Here is a 24305-nt window from a genome sequence, read left to right on the forward strand (position 1 = left end):
TCCATTAGCGTTTGATCAGGGGCAATGCAATGAGCGATAACAAAAACAAGATTACTCAAGCGAACCATGAATTCAGCTTCCCGCGTCGAGACTTCCTCAAGTACAGCGCGGCGGCTGCCGCGGTGGCCGGGGCGTTCTCCATGGGGCTGCCGTTTGGCGCCTTTGCCGGGGAGGCCACGCCAAAACCTGGCGGCGTACTGCGCCTGGGCCTGGCCGGTGGCAGCACCACCGACTCCAGGGACCCAGGCTCCTGGGCCGACACGTTCACCTTCGTAGGCTTCTCGGCGGTCTATAACACCCTGACCGAAATTGCCGTCGACGGCACGGCCATCCCCGAACTGGCCGAAAGCTGGAGCTCGACCCCCGACGCGCGTATCTGGACGTTCAAGATTCGCCAGGGCGTGACCTTCCACAACGGCAAGACCCTGACCGCCGACGACGTGGTCGCGTCGATCCAGCATCACCTCGGCGAGAAATCCACCTCGGCGGCCAAGACCGTGCTGGGCGACGTGGCCAAGGTCAGCGCCAATGGCAGCGACAGTGTGGTGTTCGAACTGCACTCGGGCAACGCCGACTTCTCCTACGTGGTCGCCGATTACCACCTGGCGATCATGCCGAGCAAGGATGGCGTGGCTGACTGGCAGGCGGGCGCCGGCACCGGCGGCTATCGCCTCAAGGACTTCGAACCGGGCGTGCGCATGACCCTGGAACGCAGCCCCGATTACTGGAAACCGGGTCGGGCACACTTCGCCAGTGCCGAGTTGATTGCCATTTCCGACGGTGCTGCGCGAGTCAATGCACTGGTTACCGGGCAAGTGGACGTGATCAACAAGGTCGACCTGAAAACCGTCGCGCTGCTCAAACGCAACCCGAACCTGGTCATCGAAGAAACCAAAGGCGCCCAGCACTACACCTTCCCGATGCTCACCGACAGCCAGGTGTTCCTGAACAACGACGTGCGCCTGGCGATGAAGCACGCGATCAACCGCGAAACCCTGCTGGCCTCGGTGCTGCATGGCTATGGTCTGGTGGGCAACGACCACCCGATCCAGCCCGGCAGCCGCTTCATCAATACCGCGCTGGAGCAACGCACCTATGATCCGGACAAGTCGCGCTTCTACCTGAAAAAAGCCGGCCTGGATTCGCTCAAGGTCCGTTTGCAAGCCTCCGATGCGGCCTACACCGGTGCCGTGGACGCCTCGGTGCTGTTCAAGGAGCAGGCCCGCGCCGCCGGGATCGACATCGACGTGGTGCGCGAGCCGGCGGACGGTTTCTTCTCCAACGTGTGGATGAAGCAACCGTTCACCACCTCGTTCTGGTACAGCAGCCTGACTGCCGACCGCATGTTCAGCATCGGCTATGCCAAGGGCGCGGCGTGGAACGAAACCCACTGGGACAACCCCAGGTTTAACAAGCTGCTCAACGCCGCTCGCGGCGAGATGAACGATCCGCTGCGCCGCGAGATGTACAACGAAATGCAGGCGCTGTGCCGGGACGAGGGCGGGGCCATCGTGCCGCTGTTCGCCAGTTCCGTGGCGGCGCGGTCCAACCGCGTGGTTCACGGCGGGCAGACCGCGCCCTATGGCGAGCTGGATGGCCTGCGGGTGATCGAGCGGTGGTGGCAGGCGTAGGCATTCGTCAATGATGAAGAACCACTGTAGGAGCGAGCTTGCTCGCGAAAAACGCCAAGTCAACGCGGGCACTCAGACAGCCCGCGTCATTGTTGACGTCCATCGCGAGCAAGCTCGCTCCTACAGTTGGAAACTGTGGTCTTCGTAAGGAATTGCGCGGTGAATAGTATTTTCAGGTTGCTGCTTCAGCGTTTGGCATTGGGGCTTTTATCGCTGTTCGCGGTATCAGTAATCATTTTCCTCGCCGTCGGCATGCTCCCCGGCGATATCGCCCAGGCCATGCTCGGCCAGTCGGCCACCCCGGAAACGGTGGCGGCGTATCGCGCGCAACTGGGTCTGGACCTGCCGCCGTTGACCCGTTTCGGCCACTGGATCTGGCACCTGCTGCAAGGTGATCTCGGCGTGTCGCTGGCCAACCAGCGCCCGATCGCTGAACTGGTGGGCGCGCGTTTGGGCAACACCTTCAGCCTCGCCTTGCTGGCGGCACTGGTGTCAGTGCCGCTGGCCTTGCTGCTGGGGATGCTCGCGGCGTTGTACCGCAACAGCTGGTTCGACCGGTTGCTCAACACCTCGGCCCTGAGCGCGGTGTCGTTCCCGGAGTTTTTCGTTGCCTACATCCTGATCCTGGTGTTCGCAGTGAAGCTCAACTGGTTCCCGAGCATTTCCAACCTGTCGCCGGACGCTTCATTGGGCACGGTACTGCAACGCTCGGTGTTGCCGGTGGCGACCCTGAGCCTGGTCGTCATCGCGCAGATGATGCGCATGACCCGCGCCTCGTTGATCAACCTGCTGGCCAGCCCCTACATCGAAATGGCCCGTCTCAAGGGCATCAGTCAATCGCGGATCATCTTCCGTCACGCCTTGCCCAACGCCCTGGCCCCCATCGTCAACGTGGTGGCGCTGAACCTCGCGTACCTGGTGGTCGGCGTGGTGGTGGTCGAGGTGGTGTTTGTCTATCCGGGGCTCGGCCAGTTGCTGGTGGACTCGGTGGCCAAGCGCGATATCCCGGTGGTGCAGGCGTGCAGCCTGATCTTCGCCGCGACCTACATCCTGCTCAACACCAGCGCCGATGTGCTGTCGATTGCCAGCAACCCACGCCTGATGCATCCGAAGGGGTAGACCATGAGCCTGTTGAAACAAGTGTGGCGGGCGCCGTTGAGCGCCAAGTTCGGGTTGTCGATGATCCTGCTTTACGTGCTGGTGGCCATCTTCGCGCCGGTATTGGCGCCGTTCGGCGAAACCCAGGTGGTGGGCGAGGGCTTCGCTCCCTGGGGCGGGCAGTTCCTGTTGGGCACCGATAACCTGGGGCGCGACATGTTCAGCCGCCTGGTCTATGGCGCGCGCAACACCCTGGGCATTGCCTTCCTCACCACCGTCCTGGCGTTTCTGTTCGGTGGCTTGAGCGGGCTGGTCGCGGCGATCAAGGGCGGTTGGGTCGATCAGGGATTGTCCCGGGTGGTGGACATCCTGATGGCCATTCCGCAACTGATCTTCGCCTTGCTGATCCTCAGCGTGATCGGCACCACGGCGACGTCGCTGGTGTTGGTGATTGCGCTGCTGGATGCGACGCGGGTGTTTCGCCTGTCTCGTGCCGTGGCGATGAACGTGGTGGTGCAGGACTTCGTCGAAGCCGCACGCCTGCGTGGTGAAGGCCTGTGGTGGCTGGTGACCCGCGAGGTGCTGCCGAACGCGGCGGCGCCGCTGATTGCCGAGTTCGGCCTGCGTTTCTGTTTCGTGTTCCTGTTCATCAGCGCGCTGTCGTTCCTCGGCCTGGGCATCCAGCCGCCGACCGCCGACTGGGGCAGCATGGTGCGCGACAACGCGGTGCTGATCACCTTCGGCGACATCAGTCCTCTGTTGCCCGCCCTGGCCGTGGCCTTGATCACGGTCAGCGTCAACTTCGTCGTCGACTGGATGCTGCACAAATCCAGCGGCCTCAAGGAATGCTGAACATGACGACTGCAAAACCTTTGCTGGAAATTCGCGACCTGCACATCGAAGGCCATTACGAAGACGCCTGGCATCCGCTGATCAAGGGCATCGACCTGACCCTGCAACGGGGCGAGGTGCTGGGATTGATCGGCGAGTCCGGCGCGGGCAAGTCGACCCTCGGCCTGTCGGCCATGGGCTATACCCGCGACGGTTGCCGGATCACCGGGGGCTCGGTGCACTTCGACGGCATCGACTTGCTCAACGCAAAACCTGAAGCCCTGCGCAAACTGCGGGGGCTGCGGATTGCCTATGTGGCGCAGAGCGCGGCGGCCTCGTTCAACCCGGCCCACCGACTGATCGACCAGCACGTCGAAACCGCTGTGAAAAACGGCGGCATGCGCCGCGACCAGGCCATGCGCGACGCAGTGGAATTGTATCGGGTGCTGCGCCTGCCCAACCCCGAGACCATCGGCCAGCGCTATCCGCATCAGGTGTCTGGCGGCCAGTTGCAGCGGGTGATGACCGCCATGGCCATGGCCTGCCACCCGGACCTGATCATCTTCGACGAACCGACCACCGCGCTGGACGTCACCACCCAGATCGAAGTCCTTGCCGCCATTCGCGACGCCGTCGCGACCTATGGCAGCGCGGCAATCTACATCAGCCACGACCTGGCGGTGGTGGCGCAGATGGCCGACCGCATCATGGTGCTGCGCCACGGCAAACTGGTGGAAGAGGCCGAGACCCGCCAGATGCTCGGCGATCCGCAGGAGGACTACACCAAGTCGCTGTGGGCGGTGCGCAGTTTCCGCACCGAGCCCAAGGCGTGCCCGCAACAGGAACAACCCTTGCTTGAACTGCGCAACAGCTGCGCCAGTTACGGCCAGCAACCGGTGCTGCACGACGTCTCCCTGAAGCTGTATCGCGGCCAGACCCTGGCGGTGATTGGCGAGTCCGGCAGTGGCAAAAGCTCCACCGCGCGGCTGATCACCGGTTTGCTGCCACCGACCTACGGCCAGGTGCTGTACGACGGTGAACCCTTGCCGGCGGACTTTCGCCAACGCAGCAAGGAACAACTGCGGCGCATCCAGATGATCTACCAGATCCCCGACACGGCGCTGAATCCGCGCCAGCGCATCGTCGACATCATCGGCCGGCCCTTGACCTTTTATCTGGGCCTCAAGGGCAAGGCCATGCGCGCCCGGGTTGCCGAACTGCTGGAGATGATCGAACTCGACCCGGCGACCTTCATGGATCGTCAGCCCCGGGAACTGTCCGGTGGCCAGAAACAACGCATCTGCATCGCAAGGGCCCTGGCGGCCGAACCGCAATTGATCATCTGCGACGAAGTGACCTCGGCCCTCGACCAGTTGGTGGCTGAAGGCGTACTGAAATTGCTCAACCGTATCCAGCAACAACTGGGTGTCGCCTACCTGTTCATCACCCACGATGTTGCTACTGTACGGGCGATTGCCGATGAGGTATTGGTGATGCAACGGGGCAGGGTGGTGGACCACGGCTCGCGCAGCCAGATTTTCACCCCGCCGCACCAGGACTACACCGGGCTGCTGTTTTCTTCCGAACCGCAAATGGACCCCGACTGGCTCGACCGGTTGCTGGCCACGCGCGCCTCCACACCTTCAACCGATACGCTGGAAAACGTCTAAGGAACCACCATGAAAGTACTGATCGTCCACGCTCACCCGGAGCCGCAATCCTTCACCGCCGCCCTTCGGGACCAGGCTGTCACCACCCTTGAAGCCCAGGGGCACGAAGTGCAGGTCAGCGACCTGTACAAAATGAACTGGAACCCGGTCGCCAGCGACGCGGACTTCTCGAACCGGGAAAACCCCGAGTACCTGGTCTATGCCCTGGAACAACGCCTGGGCGTGAAGAGCCAGTCGCTGGCGGCGGACATCCAGGCTGAGCTGGACAAACTGCTGTGGGCCGACCTGCTGATCCTCAACTTCCCGATCTTCTGGTTCTCCACCCCGGCCATGCTCAAGGGCTGGATCGACCGGGTGCTGGTGTCCGGCATCTGCTATGGCGGCAAGCGCTTCTACGATCAGGGTGGTCTGGCCGGCAAGAAAGCACTGGTGAGCGTGACCCTGGGCGGTCGTGAACACATGTTCGGCGAAGGCGCGATTCACGGCCCGCTGGAGGACATGCTGCGGCCGCTCCTGCGCGGTACGCTGGCTTACGTCGGCTTCGATGTGCTGGAACCCTTCGTGGCCTGGCATGTGCCGTACATCAGCGACGAAGCGCGCAAGGGCTTCCTGGAAGACTACAGCCGCCGCCTGCAACACCTGAGCGACGATCAGCCGCTGGCATTTCCGAAATTGTCGCAGTTCGATGACAAGCTCTATCCGCTGACCACCAATGCCTGACTGACATCGCAACCCCTGTGGGAGCAACTGTCTTCAGCATGCTATTTGTCAGTGCCAGGCCCGGATGCCGGGAACACCGAGTAACTCTGTGGGAGCGGGCTTGCTCGCGAAGAGGCCCTGTCAGTTAACACATGTGGTGACTGACACACCGCTTTCGCGAGCAAGCCCGCTCCCACAGGAGATCGGCGCCATCGCAGGCCAGTCGGATCGCCGCACCGCCACTCCCACAATGTCCTGCATTGTTCTGAATACGCAAACACTGAAGTCGCCGAGAATGGAATTGTTGGGGTAGTGGCGGGCTTGTAGCCTCCATTACGCCGAACACCACGATCGGCCAACGATCGGGTGGAGTCCAAGCCAGGGCTCATCAAGACGTCATACCTTGCTTTCGGCCATATGCCCCTTCGGGGGGTGGCGCCTAATAAAAATAAGGAAGGCAGGTATGAATATTCGTGCATGGGTTTGCGCAGCAACCCTGGTCGCGCCCGTACTGGGTGCCGATGTTTTTTTTCCCTCGATGGCGCGGGCGGCGGACGACCCCATGGGCTCGCTGGTGCGCAGCGTGTTCGGCGACAGCCTTGAACGTGAGCATGGCATCAAGGTCTATGGCTGGGGCCAGGTGGGTGTGATCTATAACAACAACGGCACGGATGACGTCAGCAAACAGAGCTTCTTCAATACCGACGAAGGTGTGAACCTCAACCAGTTTGCCCTGGCCGTGGAGAAGAAGCCCAAGAGCAATGTGATCGGTCGCGTCGGGCCGTTTCCCGGGGCCATGCCGCAAGAGGCTGACTGGGGCTTCAATGTCACGGCGCTGTACGGCAAGGACGCGCGCTTCTTCAAAACCTATGGCTGGGACGAGGACCTCGGCGTAAACCGCAATAACAAAGCCGAAGATCCGGCATTCACCATCGCCCAGGCGTACGCCGACTTCTACTTTCCGGTGCTCGGCGGTTCGGACCTGATGATCGGGATTTTCCACACGCCGCTGGAAAACGAAATCGGCTTCGCCTTGCCATCTCCGGCGCCGACTGACTTCTACTCGCACACTTACTCGTTCATGCACGGCCCGGCCAAACATGCCGGCGCGCTGTACTCGTTCAAACTGCCTTCGAAACCTGGCGAAAGCATGCTCGGCTTCGAGCTGGGCGTGGTCCAGGGCTGGAACAACCTGCAAGACCCCAATCACTCGCCGGACGTGATCGCCAACGTGCGCTGGCGCTCGGCGGATTTCGGTACCTGGATCGACTGGGAAAACATCTACGGCAATGGCGCCGGCGACAGCTTCGCCGAATGCAGTTGCGGCTCGCCGCTGCCGGCGGGCACCAAGGATGACGATCTCAAACGCCTGGCGTCTTACCTGACCCTCTCCCAGGTGCTGGACCCGAACAACCGCGTGGCGCTGGAACTGAACTATGGCAAGCAGGAGCAGGGCGCCTTCGCCGGGTTCGCCAACAAAAACGATGCCACCTGGTACGGCACCGACGTCAACTGGTACCACAAGCTGAGTGACAACCTGATGTGGAACAGTCGTGCCGAGTGGTTCTACACCGATGCACCGGTGCACGTGATGATGGCCAACATCGACCCGCACACCGGCATCCCCGACCCGACCTGGGGCAGCTTCTACGGCGTTACCACTAACCTGGCCTGGACGCCGACCCCCAACGTGCGCCTGCGCCCGGAACTGCGTTACGACATCCATTCCGGCCCCGGACGCGATGCCTACGCCGACGGGCAAAAGGACTCGCAACTGGTCGGGTCCTTCGACGTCAGCTTCTTCTTCTAGACCGGCTTCTTTCGTTTACCCCTGACCCTGCGTGCTGGCCCGGCCACACGTTGCGACCCTGTTCGTCCAGGCTTTTGGAGTACTTACATGACAGACAACAATGACAAGAACCTGTTTGGCCGCGATTTCTCGCGCCGTGATTTTCTGCGCAATACCGCGGTAGCCGCCGGCGGCGTGGCGCTGGCCAGCCTGCCGTTCAACTTCGCAATCGGCGGCGAGCGGGTGATCAGGCTCGGCTATGTCAGCCCGCAGACCGGGCCGCTGGCACCGTTTGCCGCCGCCGACAACTACATCATCGAATCGCTCAGGCAAGTGTTGAAAAACACGATCAATGTGGCGGGCAAGGCCTATCGCCTGGAAGTCATCGTCAAGGACAGCCAGTCCAACCCCAACCGCGCGGCGGAAGTGGCGAGCGAGCTGATTCTGTCGGACCAAGTGGACCTGATGCTGGTGTCATCGACGCCGGAAACCACCAACCCGGTCTCCGATCAATGTGAAATCAACGAGATTCCGTGCATTTCCACGGTGGCGCCGTGGCAGCCGTGGTTCTTTACCCGCGGCGGTAAACCGGATCAGGGCTTCGAGTGGACGTACCACTTTTTCTGGGGGCTGGAAGATGTGATCGGCGCTTACAGCGCGATGTGGGGCGCCATGCCGTCCAACAAGGTGGTCGGTGGTCTGTTCCCCAACGATGGCGACGGCAACGCCTGGGGCGATCCGAAACTGGGCTTTCCACCGGTGCTGGCGCAGAAGGGGTTCCAGTTGGTCGACCCTGGCCGCTTTCAAAGCCTGACCGACGATTTTTCCGCGCAGATTGCCGCGTTCAAAAAGGCTGACGTCGAGATTGTCACCGGCGTAGTGATCCCGCCGGACCTGAGTACCTTCTGGACCCAGGCCCGCCAGCAGGGATTCAAGCCCAAAGCGGTGTCGGTGGGCAAAGCGCTGCTGTTCCCGACGGCGGTCGAAGCGCTGGGCAAGGCCGGCAACAACCTGTCGACCGAAATCTGGTGGAGCCCGACGCATCCGTTCAGTTCGTCATTGACCGGCGCCAGCGCCGGCCAACTGGCCCAGGGTTTCACCCAGGCCACTGGCAAACAGTGGACACAACCGCTGGGCTTCGTGCACGCGTTGTTTGAACTGGCGGTGGACATCCTCCAGCGCACCGAAGAAGTCGGCAACGCCCATGCGGTTCGCGATGCCTTGCTCAAGACCAACCTCAACACCGTGGTCGGGCCGATCAACTGGAACGGCGGGCCGGTGAAGAACGTCGCCAAAACCCCGCTGGTCAGCGGCCAATGGCGCTTGGGCCAAGACAATAAATACGACCTGATCGTGACCGGCAATGCCACCGCGCCGGCGATTCCGCTGGGCGGCGAGATGCAGGCCATTACGTATTGATCGCGCAAAAAAGACACGGGTGCACCATGCAACAACCACTTCTGCAAATGAGCGATGTGCACAAAAGCTACGGCTCGGTGAAGGTCACGGATGCGATGAGCCTGACCCTGCAACCGGGAGAAGCCCTGGGCATCATCGGCCCTAACGGCGCGGGTAAAAGCACATTGTTCAACCTGATCGCCGGCGGCGTCGTGGCGGACCGGGGCACGATCCATTTCGAAGGTCGCGACGTCACCCGCGAACCGGTGTTCAAACGCTGCCGGCAAGGCATTGGGCGTTCCCATCAGATCCCGCATCCGTTCGTGAAAATGACCGTGTTCGAGAACTTGCTGGTGGGTGCGACATTCGGCGCGAGGTTGCGGGACAAGGAGGCCAGCCAATGGTGCGCGCAGACGCTGGAACTGACCGGCCTGATGCGCAAGGCCAACGTGCTGGCAGGCTCCCTGACATTGCTCGACCGCAAGCGCCTGGAAATGGCCCGCGCCCTGTCGACCCGTCCGCGCCTGTTGTTGCTGGACGAAATCGCTGGCGGCCTGACCGAGCCCGAATGCCTGGCGCTGGTGGAAACCATTCAGGGCATCCACAAGTCCGGCGTTGCCATTATCTGGATCGAACACATCGTGCATGCCTTGCTGGCGGTGGTCAGCCGTCTGACGGTGATCAACTTCGGCGCCAGACTGGCCGAAGGCGAGCCGCGCAGCGTCATGGCCGACCCTCGGGTCCAGGACATTTACATGGGCATCGGGAGCTGACGCATGAAAACCCCATCAAACCTGCTGTCCATCGACAGACTCTGTGCCGGCTACGGCGATTTTCAAGCGCTGTTCGATATCAGCCTGACCCTGGAACAGGGTGAAACCGTGGCGATCATCGGTTCCAACGGCGCGGGCAAATCAACGTTCCTGCGTTCATTGGCCGGGCTGATCGACAACCGGCCTGGCGCGATCACCTTCAAAGGCCAGGCCATCGGCGACATGGCCGCCAATCAGGTCCTGGAGCGTGGTATCGCCTTGGTGCCGGAGGGCAGAAAGCTGTTTGCGTCACTGACTGTGGAGGAAAACCTGCTGATCGGCGCCTACAGCAAACGCCCCGGGCCGTGGACCCTGGCGCGGATCTATCAGCTGTTTCCGGTACTGGAAAAACTGCGCATGCGCCCAGGTACCGCGCTGTCCGGTGGCCAGCAGCAAATGGTTGCGATTGGCCGGGGCCTGATGGCCAACCCGCACTTGTTGTTGTGCGACGAGATTAGCCTGGGCCTGGCGCCGACGACGATCAAGGACATCTACTCCGCGCTGCCCTCGATCAAGGCCGACGGCACCACGGTGATTCTCGTCGAGCAAGACATCAATCAGGCGCTGAGTGTCTGCGACCGTTTCTATTGCTTCCAGGAAGGGCGTGTGTCCCTGACCGGGCGCCCTGGGGATGCGGACAAAGCACAAATCAAAGCCGCGTATTTCGGGATCTAGTGATGGAATGGCTCAATACTTTGCTTCAAGGCGCGTTGCTCGGCGGCCTGTACGCGATGTTCGCGGTAGGGCTGTCGCTGATGTTCGGCATCATGCGCCTGGTCAACATCGCTCATGGCGACTTCATCGTGCTGGCGTCGTACCTGGCGCTGATGGTGGTCAGTCATCTGGGGCTCAGCCCGTTGGCAAGTTTGCTGATCGTGGTGCCGCTGATGTTCTGTTTCGGCTATCTGCTGCAACGGTTGTTGCTCAACCGCACGCTGGGCACGGACATCCTGCCGCCGTTGCTGGTGACGTTCGGCCTGTCGATCATCGTGCAGAACGTCTTGCTGGCGTTTTTCAGCGCCGATAGCCAGAAGCTGTCCCAAGGCGATCTCGAGGTTGCCAGTGTCGGCATCGGCAGCTTGAGTGTGGGAGTGATGCCGCTGATCGTGTTCGCCAGTGCGTTGCTGATCATCGGCGGCCTGCAACTGCTGTTCTACAAGACCTCGCTGGGCCGGGCGTTTCGTGCCACGTCCGATGACCAGCACACCGCACGGCTGATGGGCGTCAATAACGCGCACATCTTCGGTCTGGCCATGGCGCTGGCGATGGCGGTGGTGTCGATCGCCGGGATATTCCTGGCGATTCGCACCAGCTTCGACCCCACCGTGGGGCCGGCGCGCCTGCTGTACGGTTTCGAAGCGGTGATCATCGGTGGTCTGGGCAGTTTGTGGGGCACGCTGGCGGGCGGGGTGATTCTCGGTGTCGCGCAAGCCCTGGGCGCGAAGCTCGATCCCGGTTGGCAAATCCTCGCCGGTCACCTTGTGTTTCTGCTGATCCTGGTCGTGCGTCCGCGTGGCCTGTTTCCCCAGAGTGTCGATTGATGAATGCCTTGAACAATCCCGCGCTCATCTGGCGCGTACAACGCACCACCCTCAGCAGCACGATTGGCCTGTCCGTGCTCGGCCTCTGTGTACTGGTGTTGCTCAGCGCGCCGTTGTGGGCCGATCGGGCCAGTCTGCGACTGGTGGTGGAGTTCGCCTGTTACCTGGCCCTGGCACAGATGTGGAATCTGTTGGCGGGGTACGCCGGCATGGTCTCGGTGGGTCAGCAAGCCTTTGTCGGTCTGGGTGGCTATCTGCTGTTCATGCTGGCGAGCCGGTTTGGTGTGCCGCCATTGTTCGCGGTTCTGCTCTGCGGGGTAGGGGTGGCGTTGCTGGCGATTCCGACGGCGCTGATCGTCTTTCGCTTGCGTGGTGCTTATTTCGCCATTGGCACCTGGGTGGTGGCGGAGGTCTTCCGTCTGGGCCTGGCGCAGATGAGCAGCCTCGGCGGCGGGTCAGGGCAAAGCCTGCCGGCGGCGATTGTGCGGCAGATCGGCACTGACCGGGACGGGCGCGAGACGCTGATCTACTTCACCGCACTGGCCATCGCCATTGCCGCCGTGGCGGTGGTGTTCTTCCTGTTGCGCTCGCGGCAGGGGCTGGCCCTGGCCTCGATTCGTGATTCGGAACCGGCATCCGGCAGCCTCGGGGTCGACACGTTTCGCACAAAATTGATGGTCTATGTGCTGGCAGCCGGGTGCACGGGGGTGGTCGGGGCGTTGATCTTCCTGCAAAAGCTGCGGATTTCTCCGGACGCGGCGTTCAACCTGCAGGACTGGACGGCGGTGGTAATCTTCATCGTGATCATCGGCGGTATCGGCACCCTGGAAGGCCCATTGATCGGCACGCTGATTTACTTCGTGTTGCGCGGCTGCCTGGCACAATACGGCGCGGTGTACATGATCATCCTCGGCGTAGTGGCGGTGGTGATGATGCTCAAGGCTCCGCAAGGGGTGTGGGGGCTGATCAGCGAACGCCTGGGCTGGCAGGTTTTCCCCATGCAGCGACGGTTATCCGTTCAGCCCCGGCCATGACCTGTAGGAGCGAGCTCGCTCGCGATGGAGGCAAACGATGACGCGGGAAACCTGACTCCCCCGGTGCCCTCTGGTTTTTCGCGAGCAAGCTCGCTCCTACAGGCAGGTTTTCGCTCGGGATGTGGAGGGACAAGCTAACCTGCGCTGTTCATACAAGAACAAAAGCCTCCAGAGAACCTGCCCATGGATCGTTTACTCAGTGTCGAAGCCTTCGTGCGGGTGGCCGAAACCGGCAACTTCGCCAAGGCCGCCCAGCAACTGGGCGTGACCCGCTCGGTGATCACCCACCGCATCCAGCAACTGGAACAGTTCATCAACGCGCCGCTGTTTCATCGCAGCACCCGTCATGTACGGCTCTCCGAAGTGGGCGAGACGTACTACAAGGAGTGCGCGGACATGGTCGCAGGCTTTAACTCGCTGACCGAACACATGCGCGAACTACGGGCCAAACCCACCGGCAAACTGCGGGTGCAGATGCTACCGGGGTTCGCCATCGGTCACTTTGGCCGCATGCTGGCCGAGTTCACCCGGCTGTATCCGGACATCGAGGTCGACGTGATCGTCAACGACCGCGTGGTGGACCCCATCGAAGAAGGCTTCGATGTGGCGTTCCAGATGTTCCCGCCCATGGCCGAAACCCTGATCGAGCGCAAGCTGTTCAGCGTGCGCCGATTGTTCTGCATGTCGCCCGATTACGCTGACGAGTTCGGTGTGCCGACCCATCCCCAGGAGTTGCTGCAACACAAGATCGCCTTGTACGAAGGCTATCCGTCGCGCAATCGCTGGATCTTCACCCGCGAAGACGAGCAAGTGGAGCTGAGCCTGCCGGGCCAGGTGCGTTCGAACTCGGTGCATTTGCTGCGCGATTACGCGCAGACCGGTGTGTGCATTGTCTGCCTGCCGACCCTGGTGGCCAGCGATGACTTGCTCAGCGGCCGGCTGATACCGGTATTGCCGGAATATGCGCTGTCTTCGTTCAATTTCTCGGCGGTGTACCCCGCCACCCAGCGCCGGGCCTTGAAAGTCCGCACGTTGATCGACTTTCTGGTGGACAACTTCGGCGATGAGCCATGCTGGGACAAGCCCTTGCTGGAGCGTGGCTGGGTTCGCTGAAAGGCATGGCCTTGGCCAATACTGATCAATCAATACACCCACCCTGTGGGAGCGGGCTTGCTCGCGAACAGCGATCTGTCAGTTGACCCAGATGGCGACTGACACACCGCTTTCGCGAGCAAGCCCGCTCCCACAAGGATTAGGTTGGGTTCAGTGTTTGCGTTTCGCGAACACTGTTGTCGCCGGTCCTCTAATTGTTCCGGGATCAGCTGCGACGTACTGTTGGCTCACTGTTACTACAACAACAAAACGGTGAAAACCATGAGTAGCGCTGCAATCGAAACGGTCTTCGGCTCGCTGGACAACTACACCAAAGGGTCGGTTGAAATCATCAGCGGCCAGGCCAGCCACTACGCCTTTTCCAACATTTTCGAAGTGGCCGATCTTTCCGGCCCTTACGAAAAGGTCGTGGTCGGCTACAACCTCGGCTACGTCGTCGAAACCCTGCGCGCCGAAGGCCAGTCGCCCTGGTACACCGCAGCACACGACGAGTTCGCCATCGTCATGGACGGTGAAGTGCGCGTGGACTTCCTCAAGCTCGATGCGCCGTTGAAAGCGGGTGAGGGCACTCACCTGGCCGGTGAAATGCCGGCGGGCAAGCCGATGGGCTACGTCCTGCTCAAGCGCGGCCATCAATGCCTGTTGCCGGTCGGCAGCGCCTATCGCTTCGAAGCCAGCCGCCCGGGCGTGATCCTGCAGCAGACCATCAAAGGCCCGCTGTCGGTCGAGAAGTGGGCAGACATCTGCTTCAAGTGATCTGTCCAGCCCGACCGCCCAACCCACAACAACAAGAGGAATCCCGCCATGGCCATGCTTGAAACCGCAACCGATACCGCCCACTTTGCCGACGATGAAGTCCAGGCCAGCGCTCCCCACGCCATCACTGGCTACCGCTCATTCAAACTGGGCGCCTTCGAACTGTCGCGCGACGAGTATTTCGCCCGCATTACCTGGCCGGCCAAAGGCCAGACCCGCTCGCACCTGATCCCGGTCGACGCCTTCCTGCGCGCCATGATGCGCGATGTCGCCTGGGGCTTTTTCTATGGCTGGGTCAACTTTGACCACGTCATTGGTACCCGTAACTATTACGGCAAGGTCGACCTGTACGCCGGCACCTTCAACGGCACGCTCAAGGCGGCCGGGGTCAATTACACCGAAAACTTCGAAACGCCGCTGATCATGGCCACCTTCAAGGCCATCCTGCGGGACTGGACCAACGCCAGCTTCGACCCCTTTGCCGCACCGGAAGAAACCGGCAGCGCATTCGGCCGCAAGAACGGCGACAACATCGAAGCCATCGAGCGCTCCCGCATCGCCACCAAACGCATGCCGGGCCTGAAGGATGACTCGCCGCTGCGTGACGACCTGCCGGTCAACCGCCAGTTCATCGACGTGCCGCAGGACGAACCGGAAGTTCATGCCGCCGAAGGCTTCGAGGGCGAACTGCATGCCTTCAACCTGTTCAAGTACCTGTCGCGCTCCGACGTGACCTGGAACCCGTCGGTGACCTCCGTGTGCAAGGCCAGCCTGTTCTGCCCGACCACCGAGGAATTCATCCTGCCGGTGTTCCACGGCAACGACCGTATCGAGTGGTTCTTGCAAATGTCCGACGAAATCATCTGGGACGTCGGCGACAAGGACGACGGCAATCCCCGTGCGCGCATCACCATGCGTGCCGGCGACATCTGCGCCATGCCCGCGGACATCCGTCACCAGGGCTACTCGACCAAACGCTCGATGCTGATGGTCTGGGAAAACGCCACGCCGAACCTACCGCAACGCTACGAAAGCGGTGAACTCAAGCCGTATCCGATCGAGTTCTAGGACCTCGTGTCCGGCCCGGCCCCGCGCCGGGCAAAGCGCTCAGGAATCATTTCAGCAAACACTGCGCCAGGCGCGCGGTGCGAGGAAACCATTATGCAAAATCAGCTCTATATCGATGGCCGCTTCGTGGATGCCGTCGCCGGCGGCACCATTGACGTGGTGGCGCCCCACGACGGTACGTTGATCACCCGCATCGCTGCCGCCGAAGCCGCTGACATCGACCTGGCCGTTGCCGCCGCCAAGCGTGCCTTCCCGGCCTGGTCGGCCCTGGGGGCCGCCGAGCGCGGGCGCCTGTTGCTCAAACTGGCGGACAGGATCGAGGCGTGCGGCGAAGAACTGGCGCAGCTCGAATCCCTCAATACCGGACACCCGCTCCGTGACTCCCGTGGCCTCGACGTGCCGCGCACGGCGGCGTGCTTCCGTTATTTCGGCGGCATGGCCGACAAGATCGAAGGCTCGGTGATTCCGGTCGAAGCAGGGTTCCTCAACTATGTGCAACGCAAACCGATTGGCGTAGTGGGGCAGATCGTGCCGTGGAACTTTCCGCTGATGTTCACCAGCTGGAAAATGGGCCCGGCGCTGGCGGCGGGCAACACCATCGTGATCAAGCCGTCGGAAATCACCCCGTTGTCGACCTTGCGCATTGTCGAGCTGATGACAGAAGTCGGCTTCCCCAAAGGCGTGGTCAACGTGGTGCCGGGCTACGGCCATACCGCCGGGCAAGCACTGGCCGAACACCGCGATGTGGGCAAGATTGCCTTTACCGGTTCGACCGCCACCGGGCGCCGGATCGTCGAAGCCTCCCAAAGCAACCTCAAGCGCATCCAGCTGGAACTGGGCGGCAAGGGCGCCAATATCGTGTTCGAGGACGCCGACCTGGATGCGGCGATCAACGGCGCGGCCTGGGCGATCTTTCACAACCAGGGCCAGGCCTGCATCGCCGGCTCGCGACTGATTCTGCACAAAGACATCGCCGACCGGTTCCTGGAGCGTTTTATCGCCCTGGCCAAGTCCATCCGCCTGGGCGATCCGTTGGACCCGGCAACTGAAATGGGCCCGCTGACGTCGGCGCTGCACCGCGACCGGGTGCTGGCGTACATCGACATTGCCATCGAGCAGGGTGGCAAGGTCCTCGCTGGCGGCAAAGCACCGGACGACAAGGCGTTGGCCAATGGATTCTATGTCGAGCCGACGGTGGTCGAAGCCAAGCCCGGTGACCGCGTTTGCCAGGAGGAAGTCTTCGGCCCGTTCGTGACCGTGGTGCGCTTCAGTACCGACGAAGAAGCCCTGGCCATCGCCAACGATTCCGAATACGGACTGGGCAGCGGCCTGTGGACGCAGAACCTGAGCCGCGCGCACAAAATCGCCGACGCGATTCACGCCGGCATGTGCTGGATCAACTGCTACAAACGGGTCAACCCGGGCAGTCCGTTTGGCGGTGTCGGTCAATCCGGTTACGGACGGGAAATGGGTTTTGAAGCGATCCACGATTACACCGAAGCCCGTTCGGTCTGGGTCAATGTCGACGGCAAGATCCCGCCGTACTACAAACGCTGAGGCCAGCCATGAATCCATTCGTTTATCAAAGCCTGCCGACCCGCGTGGTGTTCGGCTGGGGCAAGCTCTCGGCGCTGGCGGAAGAAATCGAGCGCCTGGGTGCTCGGCGCGCGCTGATCCTCACGACGCCGGAACAATATCGGCTCGGCCAGCAGGTTGCCGCGTTGCTCGGTGATCGTGCGGCCGGGGTCTATCCCAAAGCCGTGATGCACGTTCCGCTGGAAGTGGCACAAGCGGCGCGCGTTGAGGCGGCGCGGCTGGATGCCGACTGCTGCGTGGCCATTGGCGGTGGCTCGACCATCGGCCTGGGCAAGGCGATCGCGATGGATTCCGGCCTGCCGATCGTGGCGGTGCCGACCACCTACGCCGGTTCCGAGATGACGCCGATCTACGGGCTGACCGAAAATCGTCTGAAAAAAACCGGGCGAGATCCCAAAGTCCTGCCCAGGACAGTGATCTACGACCCGCAATTGACCCTGACCCTGCCATCGCAGATATCCGCCTGCTCGGGCATGAACGCCATGGCCCACGCGGTCGAGGCCCTGTACGCCCAGGACGCTAACCCGATCATCGGTCTCATGGCTGAAGAGTCGATTCGCTCACTGGCGCAGGCCTTGCCAGGTGTGGTCAGCAATCCCGATGACCCCGAGGCGCGCAGCCAGGCGTTGTACGGTGCGTGGCTGGCGGGCATTTGCCTGGGCTCGGTCGGCATGGCCTTGCATCACAAGCTCTGCCACACCTTGGGCGGCACGTTCAATTTGCCCCATGCCCAGGCGCACGCCATCGTCTTGCCCCACGCCGCGCATTACAACCGCGAAGCGGCGGCGGGGCCCTTGCAACGGGCTGCACGCGCGTTGGGCGGCAGTGAGGCGAGTGAGGTCGGTGCCTTGTTGTACGCACTGAACCAGGAGCTGGGTATTCCACTGGCCCTGGCGGACATCGGCTTCCCGGCAAACGGCCCGGCGGAAGCTGCACAAATCGCCTGCGCCAGCCCTTACTACAACCCACGGCCGTTTGAACAAGGCCCGATCGAGGCGTTGTTGAACCGTGCCCTGACAGGTCAGGCCCCAGCCTGATCTGCCAGCCACTCCTATCCTCGTCGGAATAACAACAATGACCGATAAAGACACAGCCATAGAGTCACTGATCTCCCAACAGGCAGTGAACAGCTTCAACGACGCACCCAACGCGCGTTACAAACAGATCATGCAAAGCCTGGTGCGTCACCTGCATGCGTTTGTCAGCGAGGTCGAATTGACCGAACAGGAGTGGTTCGAAGGCATTGGTTTTCTGACCGACACCGGGCACAAATGCGATGGCCTGGTGCGCCAGGAATTCATTCTGCTGTCGGACACCCTGGGCATTTCGATGCTGGTCGATGCGATCAACCATCGGCACAGCGCAACGGCCACCGAAACGACGGTGTTCGGGCCGTTCTACATCGAAGGCATGCCCGAGCGCGAGTTTGGCGAAAACATGGCCTTCACGCCGGGCGAGCCAGCGCTGGTGCGCGGGCGTGTGGTGGATACCCGGGGCAATCCGTTGGCTGATGCGGTGCTCGATGTCTGGCAAACGGCCGAGAACGGCATGTACTCAGGGCAAGACGTCGAACAGCCGTTCGGTAACTTGCGTGGGCGTTATCGCACCGACGCCGACGGCTACTTTGCGATTCGCACGATTGTCCCGGTGGCCTACCCGATACCCACCGATGGCCCGGTGGGGCGCATGCTCGATGCCGCCAACCGTCATGCGTGGCGGCCCGCGCACCTGCATTTCATGATCGAGGTGCCAGGTTATCGCAAGCTGGTGACGCACCTGTTCAATCACGATGATCCGTACCTGGCGTCCGACGCGGTGTTTGGCGTCAAGCATTCGTTGCAGGTGATCTACGAGGACCGCCGCACCCATGACGCGTTATCCGCCCGCCTGGGTATGGACGTGCCGTTCAAGCGTGCGAGTTACGAATTCGTCATGGAGAAAGCGTGAGTCATGGGCCAGTTCTTTGCGGTATTCGCCACTGACCATCCGGACTCGCAGGCCTTGCGCCAGCGTTTGCGGCCCAGCCATCAGGCGCATTTGCGTACCACCGGGGACCATCGGGTGGTTGTGCGGCTCGGTGGCCCCATCCTTGATGATGCCGGCACGGCGATGAACGGCACGTTGCTGGTCGTCGAGGCGGGCAGCCTGCCGGAGGTGGAAGCGTTCATGCAGGACGATCCCTATGTGCAGGCGGGCCTGTTCGCCAGCATGCAGATTCGCCCCTGGCACTGGAGTCTGGGCAACCCGGAACGGCGCGGTTTTCCATGACCACCATTACCTTGTGCCAACTCGACGACATTGCCGACGGCGGGGCGTTGGGACTGCCGCAGCACCGGCAATTGCATCCCGCCGGGCTGGTGGCGGTGCGCCAGGGCGAACAGGTGTGGGTGTATGTCAACCGCTGCCCGCATTTTTCGGTGCCGCTGGACTTCAATCCCCAGCAATTCTGTACCTACCGAGGCAACCTCCTGATGTGCGCCCATCACAGTGCAATGTTTCGTTTTGCCGACGGACACTGCATCGACGGCCCGTGTAAAGGCGCGCAACTGGAGGCTGTGCCGGTGCGTCGGGTTGACCGCCGACTGGTGATGGAGACCGGCTCCACCGTCGGTCAGTAACCGGGTGGCTGACGGGAGCTGATCTAAACTCCTTGGGGGGTGAACCACGGTCATCCGGAGATCATCATGAAAAGGTTGTCACCTATCAGCTTGTGCCTTGCCTTGTCGGTATTCAGTGCCCCGGGATGGGCGCAAACGGTGGTGCCGCTGAAAGGGCAAAGCTCGCAACAAACCCAGGCCGACATCAACGAATGCAACAGCATCGCCGCCAGCCAGAGTGCCTCGACGACTTCCACGCCTTCCGGCGGGAGGGTCAAGGGCGCTGCTGTCGGGGCCGCTGCCGGCGCGACCGCGGCCCAGGTGCGCGGCAATCAGCACGACGAGGCGTATGACCGCGTCGATAGTGATGTGCAACAGCAATACCGCCAGAACCGCGCCAAGGAGACGGCGGCGGCCGGCGCCGTGGTCGGTGCTTCACGTCAGCGCCAGGAACGCCGGGAGCAATCGAAAACCACCCAGGCGAACACCGCGACGGCCTACACCAGTTGTTTGCAGGGCAAGGGTTATCAGGTCAACCCTTGAGTCAGGTACAGATCACACTGTAGGAGCGAGCTTGCTCGCGATGGTCGTCAACGATAACGCTGGTTGGCAGGTGCCCCGCGGTGCTCTCCGGTTTATCGCGAGCAAGCTCGCTCCTACAGGATCCTTGAGCTCGCTGTTTCAAGGAAACAGACGGATAAGGAAACTGCCTGTAGCTCAAATCTGACAACCGTTCATCGGTGAACTACGCTGCGGTACGTACCCTCGACCTGAATTATGTGAAGTAAGGATCCGACACATGCGGAGCAGGCTGCTCGCGGTAATGTTGAGTGTTTTCGGGATGTTCTGGTCGGTGCAATCGTGGGCCGAAGACCCACCGAAAGTGGTCGATGCTCCCGTCGAATTGAAAGTGGCCAACCGCAGCATCATGGTGTTTCGCGCGAGCATCCTCGGCGAAGCACCGGCCTCGCGGGTCAAACGGGCGAAAGCGGTCATCGGAGAGGCGCTGGATGAAGAGGACGACCTCAAGGTCACCCTCGACCCGATCTCGAAAAGCTACATGGTGCTGCTGGGTAGCCGGCGTGCCTTTATCGTTACGCCCAAGGACTTCGACGAGACCGAATACGATTCGGTCCAGCAGGCCGCCGAAGCCGCAGCTGGCAAGCTGCGCCAGGTCGTGGCTGAAACCCGGGAAGCTCGTAGCCTGCGATTGATCCTGCGTTCCACAGGCGCCGCGTTGCTGGCCACCGGCGTTTACATCGGCCTGCTGTTCGGCATGTCGCTGGTGCGGCGTAGAGTGCTGAAGAAACTGCCCGAACTGATGCATCGGCACACCCAGGCCCTGAAAGTCGGAAGGGTTCCGCTGGTCGACGCCAATTACCTGTATCCGTTGGTCAGCCGATTGCTGGAACTGGTGCGTTGGCTCGTCGTGTTGCTGCTTACCTATGAATGGCTGGGCTTTGTCCTGTCACGCTTTCCCTACACCCGTCCCTGGGGCGAAAGCCTGAATAATTATCTGTGGGAGCTCGGTGGCTATCTGCTGCAAGGGATCGTCGGTGCCATTCCCGGGCTGGGCGTGGCGCTGGCGATCTTCTTTATCGCCCGCGGCGCCACCGCGTTCATGCGGCGGATACTGCGGCGCATGGCGGCACCGGGAACCCTCAGCTGGCTGAACCATGAAACCCTGCAACCGACCCAACGCCTGACGTCGCTGGCGATCTGGCTGTTTGCCCTGGCCATGGCCTATCCGTACCTGCCGGGTGCCGGCACCGATGCTTTCAAAGGCTTGTCGGTGTTGATCGGCCTGATGATTTCCCTGGGCGCCACCAGTGTAGTGGGCCAGGCGGCAGCGGGGTTGATCCTGACCTACACCCGAACCCTGCGCCCCGGCGAATTCGTGCGCATTGGCGACTACGAAGGCACGGTGACCGAACTGGGCATGTTTACCACCAGCATTCGCACCGGTCTGGGCGAGGTGCTGACCCTGCCCAACTCGATGATCACCGGCACCGTCACCAAGAACTACTCGCGGGTCGTACAAGGCCCTGGTTACGTGGTCGACACCGTCGTGACCATCGGCTACGACACGCCGTGGCGGCAGGTGGAAGCGATGTTGCTGGAGGCCGCAAAACGTACGCCGGGGATTCTCGAAGTGCCGCCGGCCCAGGTGTTTCAGACGGCGTTGTCGGACTTCTATCCCGAATACCGCCTGGTGGCCCAGGCCATTCCCAGTCAGCCTCGGCCGCGAGCGGTGCTGCTGAGCATGCTGCACGCCAACATCCAGGATGTGTTCAACGAGTACGGCGTGCAGATCATGTCGCCGCACTACCTGGGCGATCCGCAACAGGAGAAATGGGTGCCCAGGGACAAGTGGTACCCGGCACCTGCGCAAGAGCCGAAGGAGACGTTGAAGTAATGGCAGGGGGCTGACAGGGCGGGGACGAGCGTTGCACAGAGTGCGTTGAGCGACCGGTGAAGGCCGCTCAGTTGCAGCGGTGTTAAAAAAGAATATAGGCGGATGCGGTCGTCTGATTCAGGTCGATCTCTCCGACCTCCAGAACTTCGTATTCAGCGCGCAGGCCGATGTTGCGAAAGACATCGACCTCAAGGCCCACACCGTAGGTCAGATCAACCCCGGTATCGTCGTCGGTGGCATTGCCGTCGGCGTCCCAGGCGTGAGCACCGACACTGCCGAACACCCGCAACCGATCACCTATTGGAAAACCGACATGGGCGGCAGCCTGGGCTGACTTGCCTTCGAAATCGATATTCTTGTCCTTGAATTGACCAAGATCGACGTAGGCACCTTCGAAGGCCAGGTAGCTATTGACGCGATACCCTGCATAAACCTTGTAGCTGGTGTCGTCGTCGTCCAGTCTGGATTCGTCGCTCTGGATGCTGCTTACGCCAGCTCCAAGATATAAACCTTTGTCATCAGCGAGCGCCTGGAAAGACAGCAGCGATAGCAAAGAAGCGAAGCCAAGGTTTCGAAGTAGCATCTGTAGTGGAGTCCTTGTACAGGTTTGGGTGTTAGGGTTCGGCGTGCATTTGAGGGGCCTCGAGGGGCTAATAGAAGTCATTGATTGTTATTTTCGAGTTGTAGGGCGGAATGTTTGCCGGGCATTGAAAGTAGCGTCTTGCCAACGCTTGAATCGGCAGCTCTTTGGAGAACAACCAGCCCTGTGCCAATAGAACGCCCTCCGAAACCAGGTGCGGCAGTTGCTCCTGAGTCTCGACACCCTCGGCGACCACCTTGAGTCTTAGCGACTTGGCCAACCGGGCAATGTGTCGCCACATGGCATCCCTGGCCGCGATCTTGTCGTCGGCGATGAATGAGCGATCTATTTTCAGAATATCGAAAGGCACTGAATCCAGGAGCGAGAGGTTGGAATAGCCGATACCGAAGTCGTCCACGGCAATGCGATGGCCGCACGCACGAAGCCGTCGCAATTGCATCGCGGCAGGCTTCTGGTCGAGCAAGGTACTTTCGATGATTTCAAACGTCATGGCGGACGCCGGCATGCGATAGGTTGCCAGCAGGCTGGCGACAAAGTCTGGAAAGGTCGGGTCCTGAATATCCTGGGCGGAAAGATTGACCGTAATGTAGAAGTCCTTGCACGCCCAAAGGTAAGTGCTGTAGTCCTCCGCCACTTGTCGAATCACTGAGCGCGTAAGTTGGCGGATCAGGTCGGACTTCTCCGCCACCGCAATGAAAACATCCGCAGGCACAGAGGTGCCGTTGGCGTTCCAGCGTGAAAGCGCTTCGGCGCCAACCAGGTAACCCGTGGTCAAATTGACGATAGGCTGATAGTGAACACCCAGCGTGTTGGCTTTTATGGCGTTGCGAAGCCGTACCGCAGTAGAGGTGTAATGCCGTCGGATACATCTTGCGAGGAAGAGCAGCGCTGCGAACAGGCACACAAGGCCAATGAATAATTTGAATTTGAGACTTGTCAGGTAGCTCAACGGAAGCGAAATCACGGCGATCAGTTCATTTCGATTGCCCGCAAAGGCGATGAAGACCTTGTCTGCCGAGGTAACGAGTTCTTCAAGGTGGAGCGGCTTCTGCGTCGTCAGGGCCCTGGGGCTTGTAGAGGCAATGGGCACTGCGCCGCCGGGCCCGATGAGGTCCAGTTGCAGGTCCTCGGGAAGCTTCAGATTGTCGAGCAGGAGCTTCTTGTTTGCCCAGACGTAGGTTGACTGTTCCGACACAATGATAAAGTCGGTGTCCGCAGAAACGGCGTGGCCGGAATCAACCCAATAGGTTCGCTTTCCAACGGAGAACTTGTGCTTCGCGTAATCGGTCAGTATCGACGGGAGCTCTTGTCCGTAGGAGGAGCAGATCTTGCCATTCGATAGCTGGATGGCCGCCTGATCAACAAATCGCAGGTTTTTAACCAGGTCGGCCAGTTGTGAATATTGCTCGTCGGAGCATTCCCGGCCCGAGCGATCAAAACCGCCGAGGGTTCCCAGTACCTTGTCGATCTGCGCATTAGGCTCGACTTGAGCGGCACGCAGATCGGCATAAACGTTATTCAATTTCCGTGCAATGAATGGCTCGGCCAGTAATCCGGCACAGAACCATGCGGCCCATCCCGCTGCAGCAATCAGACATACAGTGACTGCGTGCCTTCCAGGTAACGCTTTATATATGGCAACCATCGAAAACCCC

The 24305-nt window shown here is 61.4% G+C and carries 23 protein-coding genes; 21 read left to right on the plus strand and 2 right to left on the minus strand.

Features of this window, described 5'->3' with window-relative positions; all coding sequences use genetic code 11:
* The first annotated feature begins 29 nt into the window (after nucleotides 1–29).
* From RS887_RS27755 to RS887_RS27855, 21 genes are all read left to right on the plus strand, one after another.
* Nucleotides 30–1631 carry an ABC transporter substrate-binding protein gene (locus RS887_RS27755; protein ID WP_322617891.1) on the plus strand — a complete coding sequence of 534 codons (1602 nt, stop codon included), beginning with the start codon at nucleotides 30–32 and terminating at the stop codon, nucleotides 1629–1631.
* 159 nt (nucleotides 1632–1790) lie between these two features.
* Complete coding sequence (locus tag RS887_RS27760; RefSeq protein WP_322617892.1) at nucleotides 1791–2750, plus strand: ABC transporter permease; 960 nt, start codon at nucleotides 1791–1793, stop codon at nucleotides 2748–2750.
* Nucleotides 2751–2753: 3 nt separating this feature from the next.
* Nucleotides 2754–3581, plus strand: a complete 828-nt coding sequence (locus tag RS887_RS27765; protein WP_322617893.1) for an ABC transporter permease — start codon at nucleotides 2754–2756, stop codon at nucleotides 3579–3581.
* A gap of 2 nt (nucleotides 3582–3583) precedes the next feature.
* The gene (locus tag RS887_RS27770) at nucleotides 3584–5230 is read left to right on the plus strand and encodes an ABC transporter ATP-binding protein (RefSeq protein WP_322617894.1); all 1647 of its coding nucleotides are present in this window, start codon (nucleotides 3584–3586) and stop codon (nucleotides 5228–5230) included.
* Nucleotides 5231–5239: 9 nt separating this feature from the next.
* Nucleotides 5240–5950: an NAD(P)H-dependent oxidoreductase gene (locus RS887_RS27775; protein WP_322617895.1), complete on the plus strand. Its 711-nt coding sequence runs from the start codon at nucleotides 5240–5242 to the stop codon at nucleotides 5948–5950.
* 442 nt (nucleotides 5951–6392) lie between these two features.
* Entirely contained in the window at nucleotides 6393–7739 is a 1347-nt protein-coding gene (locus RS887_RS27780) for an outer membrane beta-barrel protein (RefSeq protein WP_322617896.1), read from the plus strand.
* An 87-nt stretch (nucleotides 7740–7826) separates the two neighbouring features.
* Nucleotides 7827–9137, plus strand: a complete 1311-nt coding sequence (locus tag RS887_RS27785; RefSeq protein WP_322617897.1) for an ABC transporter substrate-binding protein — start codon at nucleotides 7827–7829, stop codon at nucleotides 9135–9137.
* Between the two features lie 26 nt (nucleotides 9138–9163).
* Nucleotides 9164–9889 carry an ABC transporter ATP-binding protein gene (locus RS887_RS27790; RefSeq protein WP_322617898.1) on the plus strand — a complete coding sequence of 242 codons (726 nt, stop codon included), beginning with the start codon at nucleotides 9164–9166 and terminating at the stop codon, nucleotides 9887–9889.
* Between the two features lie 21 nt (nucleotides 9890–9910).
* Nucleotides 9911–10603 carry an ABC transporter ATP-binding protein gene (locus tag RS887_RS27795; RefSeq protein WP_322618094.1) on the plus strand — a complete coding sequence of 231 codons (693 nt, stop codon included), beginning with the start codon at nucleotides 9911–9913 and terminating at the stop codon, nucleotides 10601–10603.
* A 2-nt stretch (nucleotides 10604–10605) separates the two neighbouring features.
* Nucleotides 10606–11469, plus strand: coding sequence for a branched-chain amino acid ABC transporter permease (locus RS887_RS27800; RefSeq protein ID WP_322617899.1), 864 nt, complete (start codon nucleotides 10606–10608; stop codon nucleotides 11467–11469).
* Complete coding sequence (locus RS887_RS27805) at nucleotides 11469–12503, plus strand: branched-chain amino acid ABC transporter permease (protein ID WP_322617900.1); 1035 nt, start codon at nucleotides 11469–11471, stop codon at nucleotides 12501–12503. The genes RS887_RS27800 and RS887_RS27805 overlap by 1 nt, the downstream gene beginning before the upstream one ends.
* Nucleotides 12504–12686: 183 nt before the next feature.
* Nucleotides 12687–13616 (plus strand): LysR family transcriptional regulator, encoded by a 930-nt coding sequence (locus tag RS887_RS27810; protein ID WP_322617901.1) that lies wholly within the window; start codon nucleotides 12687–12689, stop codon nucleotides 13614–13616.
* Nucleotides 13617–13877: 261 nt separating this feature from the next.
* Nucleotides 13878–14372, plus strand: a complete 495-nt coding sequence (locus RS887_RS27815) for a hypothetical protein (RefSeq protein WP_057397720.1) — start codon at nucleotides 13878–13880, stop codon at nucleotides 14370–14372.
* A gap of 48 nt (nucleotides 14373–14420) precedes the next feature.
* Nucleotides 14421–15440 (plus strand): hydroxyquinol 1,2-dioxygenase, encoded by a 1020-nt coding sequence (locus RS887_RS27820; protein WP_322617902.1) that lies wholly within the window; start codon nucleotides 14421–14423, stop codon nucleotides 15438–15440.
* Between the two features lie 93 nt (nucleotides 15441–15533).
* Nucleotides 15534–16997: an aldehyde dehydrogenase family protein gene (locus RS887_RS27825; protein ID WP_322617903.1), complete on the plus strand. Its 1464-nt coding sequence runs from the start codon at nucleotides 15534–15536 to the stop codon at nucleotides 16995–16997.
* An 8-nt stretch (nucleotides 16998–17005) separates the two neighbouring features.
* Entirely contained in the window at nucleotides 17006–18073 is a 1068-nt protein-coding gene (locus RS887_RS27830; protein WP_322617904.1) for a maleylacetate reductase, read from the plus strand.
* Between the two features lie 37 nt (nucleotides 18074–18110).
* A complete protein-coding gene (locus tag RS887_RS27835; protein WP_322617905.1) occupies nucleotides 18111–18983 on the plus strand; it encodes a dioxygenase in 873 nt (290 codons plus the stop codon).
* A 3-nt stretch (nucleotides 18984–18986) separates the two neighbouring features.
* Nucleotides 18987–19304: a YciI family protein gene (locus RS887_RS27840; protein ID WP_322617906.1), complete on the plus strand. Its 318-nt coding sequence runs from the start codon at nucleotides 18987–18989 to the stop codon at nucleotides 19302–19304.
* The gene (locus tag RS887_RS27845) at nucleotides 19301–19654 is read left to right on the plus strand and encodes a Rieske (2Fe-2S) protein (RefSeq protein WP_322617907.1); all 354 of its coding nucleotides are present in this window, start codon (nucleotides 19301–19303) and stop codon (nucleotides 19652–19654) included. The genes RS887_RS27840 and RS887_RS27845 overlap by 4 nt, the downstream gene beginning before the upstream one ends.
* Before the next feature lie 66 nt (nucleotides 19655–19720).
* The gene (locus RS887_RS27850) at nucleotides 19721–20176 is read left to right on the plus strand and encodes a YMGG-like glycine zipper-containing protein (RefSeq protein WP_322617908.1); all 456 of its coding nucleotides are present in this window, start codon (nucleotides 19721–19723) and stop codon (nucleotides 20174–20176) included.
* 256 nt (nucleotides 20177–20432) lie between these two features.
* Nucleotides 20433–22049, plus strand: coding sequence for a mechanosensitive ion channel family protein (locus RS887_RS27855; protein ID WP_322617909.1), 1617 nt, complete (start codon nucleotides 20433–20435; stop codon nucleotides 22047–22049).
* Between the two features lie 82 nt (nucleotides 22050–22131).
* Here the strand turns inward: RS887_RS27855 and RS887_RS27860 are convergent, their stop codons facing one another.
* Nucleotides 22132–22632, minus strand: a complete 501-nt coding sequence (locus RS887_RS27860; RefSeq protein ID WP_322617910.1) for an outer membrane beta-barrel protein — start codon at nucleotides 22630–22632, stop codon at nucleotides 22132–22134.
* 67 nt (nucleotides 22633–22699) lie between these two features.
* Nucleotides 22700–24172 (minus strand): EAL domain-containing protein, encoded by a 1473-nt coding sequence (locus RS887_RS27865; RefSeq protein WP_322617911.1) that lies wholly within the window; start codon nucleotides 24170–24172, stop codon nucleotides 22700–22702.
* Nucleotides 24173–24305: the final 133 nt, after the last annotated feature.

The organism is Pseudomonas sp. BIC9C (assembly GCF_034541995.1).
GTDB lineage: Bacteria > Pseudomonadota > Gammaproteobacteria > Pseudomonadales > Pseudomonadaceae > Aquipseudomonas > Aquipseudomonas fluorescens_CC.

What these genes read in the sequence shown, in the direction of transcription:
- RS887_RS27860 (WP_322617910.1), bottom strand. Translation starts at nt 22,632, where the DNA reads ATGCTACTTCGAAACCTTGGCTTCGCTTCTTTGCTATCGCTGCTGTCT.
- RS887_RS27845 (WP_322617907.1), top strand. Translation starts at nt 19,301, where the DNA reads ATGACCACCATTACCTTGTGCCAACTCGACGACATTGCCGACGGCGGG.
- RS887_RS27840 (WP_322617906.1), top strand. Translation starts at nt 18,987, where the DNA reads ATGGGCCAGTTCTTTGCGGTATTCGCCACTGACCATCCGGACTCGCAG.
- RS887_RS27835 (WP_322617905.1), top strand. Translation starts at nt 18,111, where the DNA reads ATGACCGATAAAGACACAGCCATAGAGTCACTGATCTCCCAACAGGCA.
- RS887_RS27855 (WP_322617909.1), top strand. Translation starts at nt 20,433, where the DNA reads ATGCGGAGCAGGCTGCTCGCGGTAATGTTGAGTGTTTTCGGGATGTTC.
- RS887_RS27775 (WP_322617895.1), top strand. Translation starts at nt 5,240, where the DNA reads ATGAAAGTACTGATCGTCCACGCTCACCCGGAGCCGCAATCCTTCACC.
- RS887_RS27810 (WP_322617901.1), top strand. Translation starts at nt 12,687, where the DNA reads ATGGATCGTTTACTCAGTGTCGAAGCCTTCGTGCGGGTGGCCGAAACC.
- RS887_RS27815 (WP_057397720.1), top strand. Translation starts at nt 13,878, where the DNA reads ATGAGTAGCGCTGCAATCGAAACGGTCTTCGGCTCGCTGGACAACTAC.
- RS887_RS27785 (WP_322617897.1), top strand. Translation starts at nt 7,827, where the DNA reads ATGACAGACAACAATGACAAGAACCTGTTTGGCCGCGATTTCTCGCGC.
- RS887_RS27790 (WP_322617898.1), top strand. Translation starts at nt 9,164, where the DNA reads ATGCAACAACCACTTCTGCAAATGAGCGATGTGCACAAAAGCTACGGC.
- RS887_RS27805 (WP_322617900.1), top strand. Translation starts at nt 11,469, where the DNA reads ATGAATGCCTTGAACAATCCCGCGCTCATCTGGCGCGTACAACGCACC.
- RS887_RS27825 (WP_322617903.1), top strand. Translation starts at nt 15,534, where the DNA reads ATGCAAAATCAGCTCTATATCGATGGCCGCTTCGTGGATGCCGTCGCC.
- RS887_RS27765 (WP_322617893.1), top strand. Translation starts at nt 2,754, where the DNA reads ATGAGCCTGTTGAAACAAGTGTGGCGGGCGCCGTTGAGCGCCAAGTTC.
- RS887_RS27850 (WP_322617908.1), top strand. Translation starts at nt 19,721, where the DNA reads ATGAAAAGGTTGTCACCTATCAGCTTGTGCCTTGCCTTGTCGGTATTC.
- RS887_RS27820 (WP_322617902.1), top strand. Translation starts at nt 14,421, where the DNA reads ATGGCCATGCTTGAAACCGCAACCGATACCGCCCACTTTGCCGACGAT.
- RS887_RS27770 (WP_322617894.1), top strand. Translation starts at nt 3,584, where the DNA reads ATGACGACTGCAAAACCTTTGCTGGAAATTCGCGACCTGCACATCGAA.
- RS887_RS27755 (WP_322617891.1), top strand. Translation starts at nt 30, where the DNA reads ATGAGCGATAACAAAAACAAGATTACTCAAGCGAACCATGAATTCAGC.
- RS887_RS27830 (WP_322617904.1), top strand. Translation starts at nt 17,006, where the DNA reads ATGAATCCATTCGTTTATCAAAGCCTGCCGACCCGCGTGGTGTTCGGC.
- RS887_RS27780 (WP_322617896.1), top strand. Translation starts at nt 6,393, where the DNA reads ATGAATATTCGTGCATGGGTTTGCGCAGCAACCCTGGTCGCGCCCGTA.
- RS887_RS27800 (WP_322617899.1), top strand. Translation starts at nt 10,606, where the DNA reads ATGGAATGGCTCAATACTTTGCTTCAAGGCGCGTTGCTCGGCGGCCTG.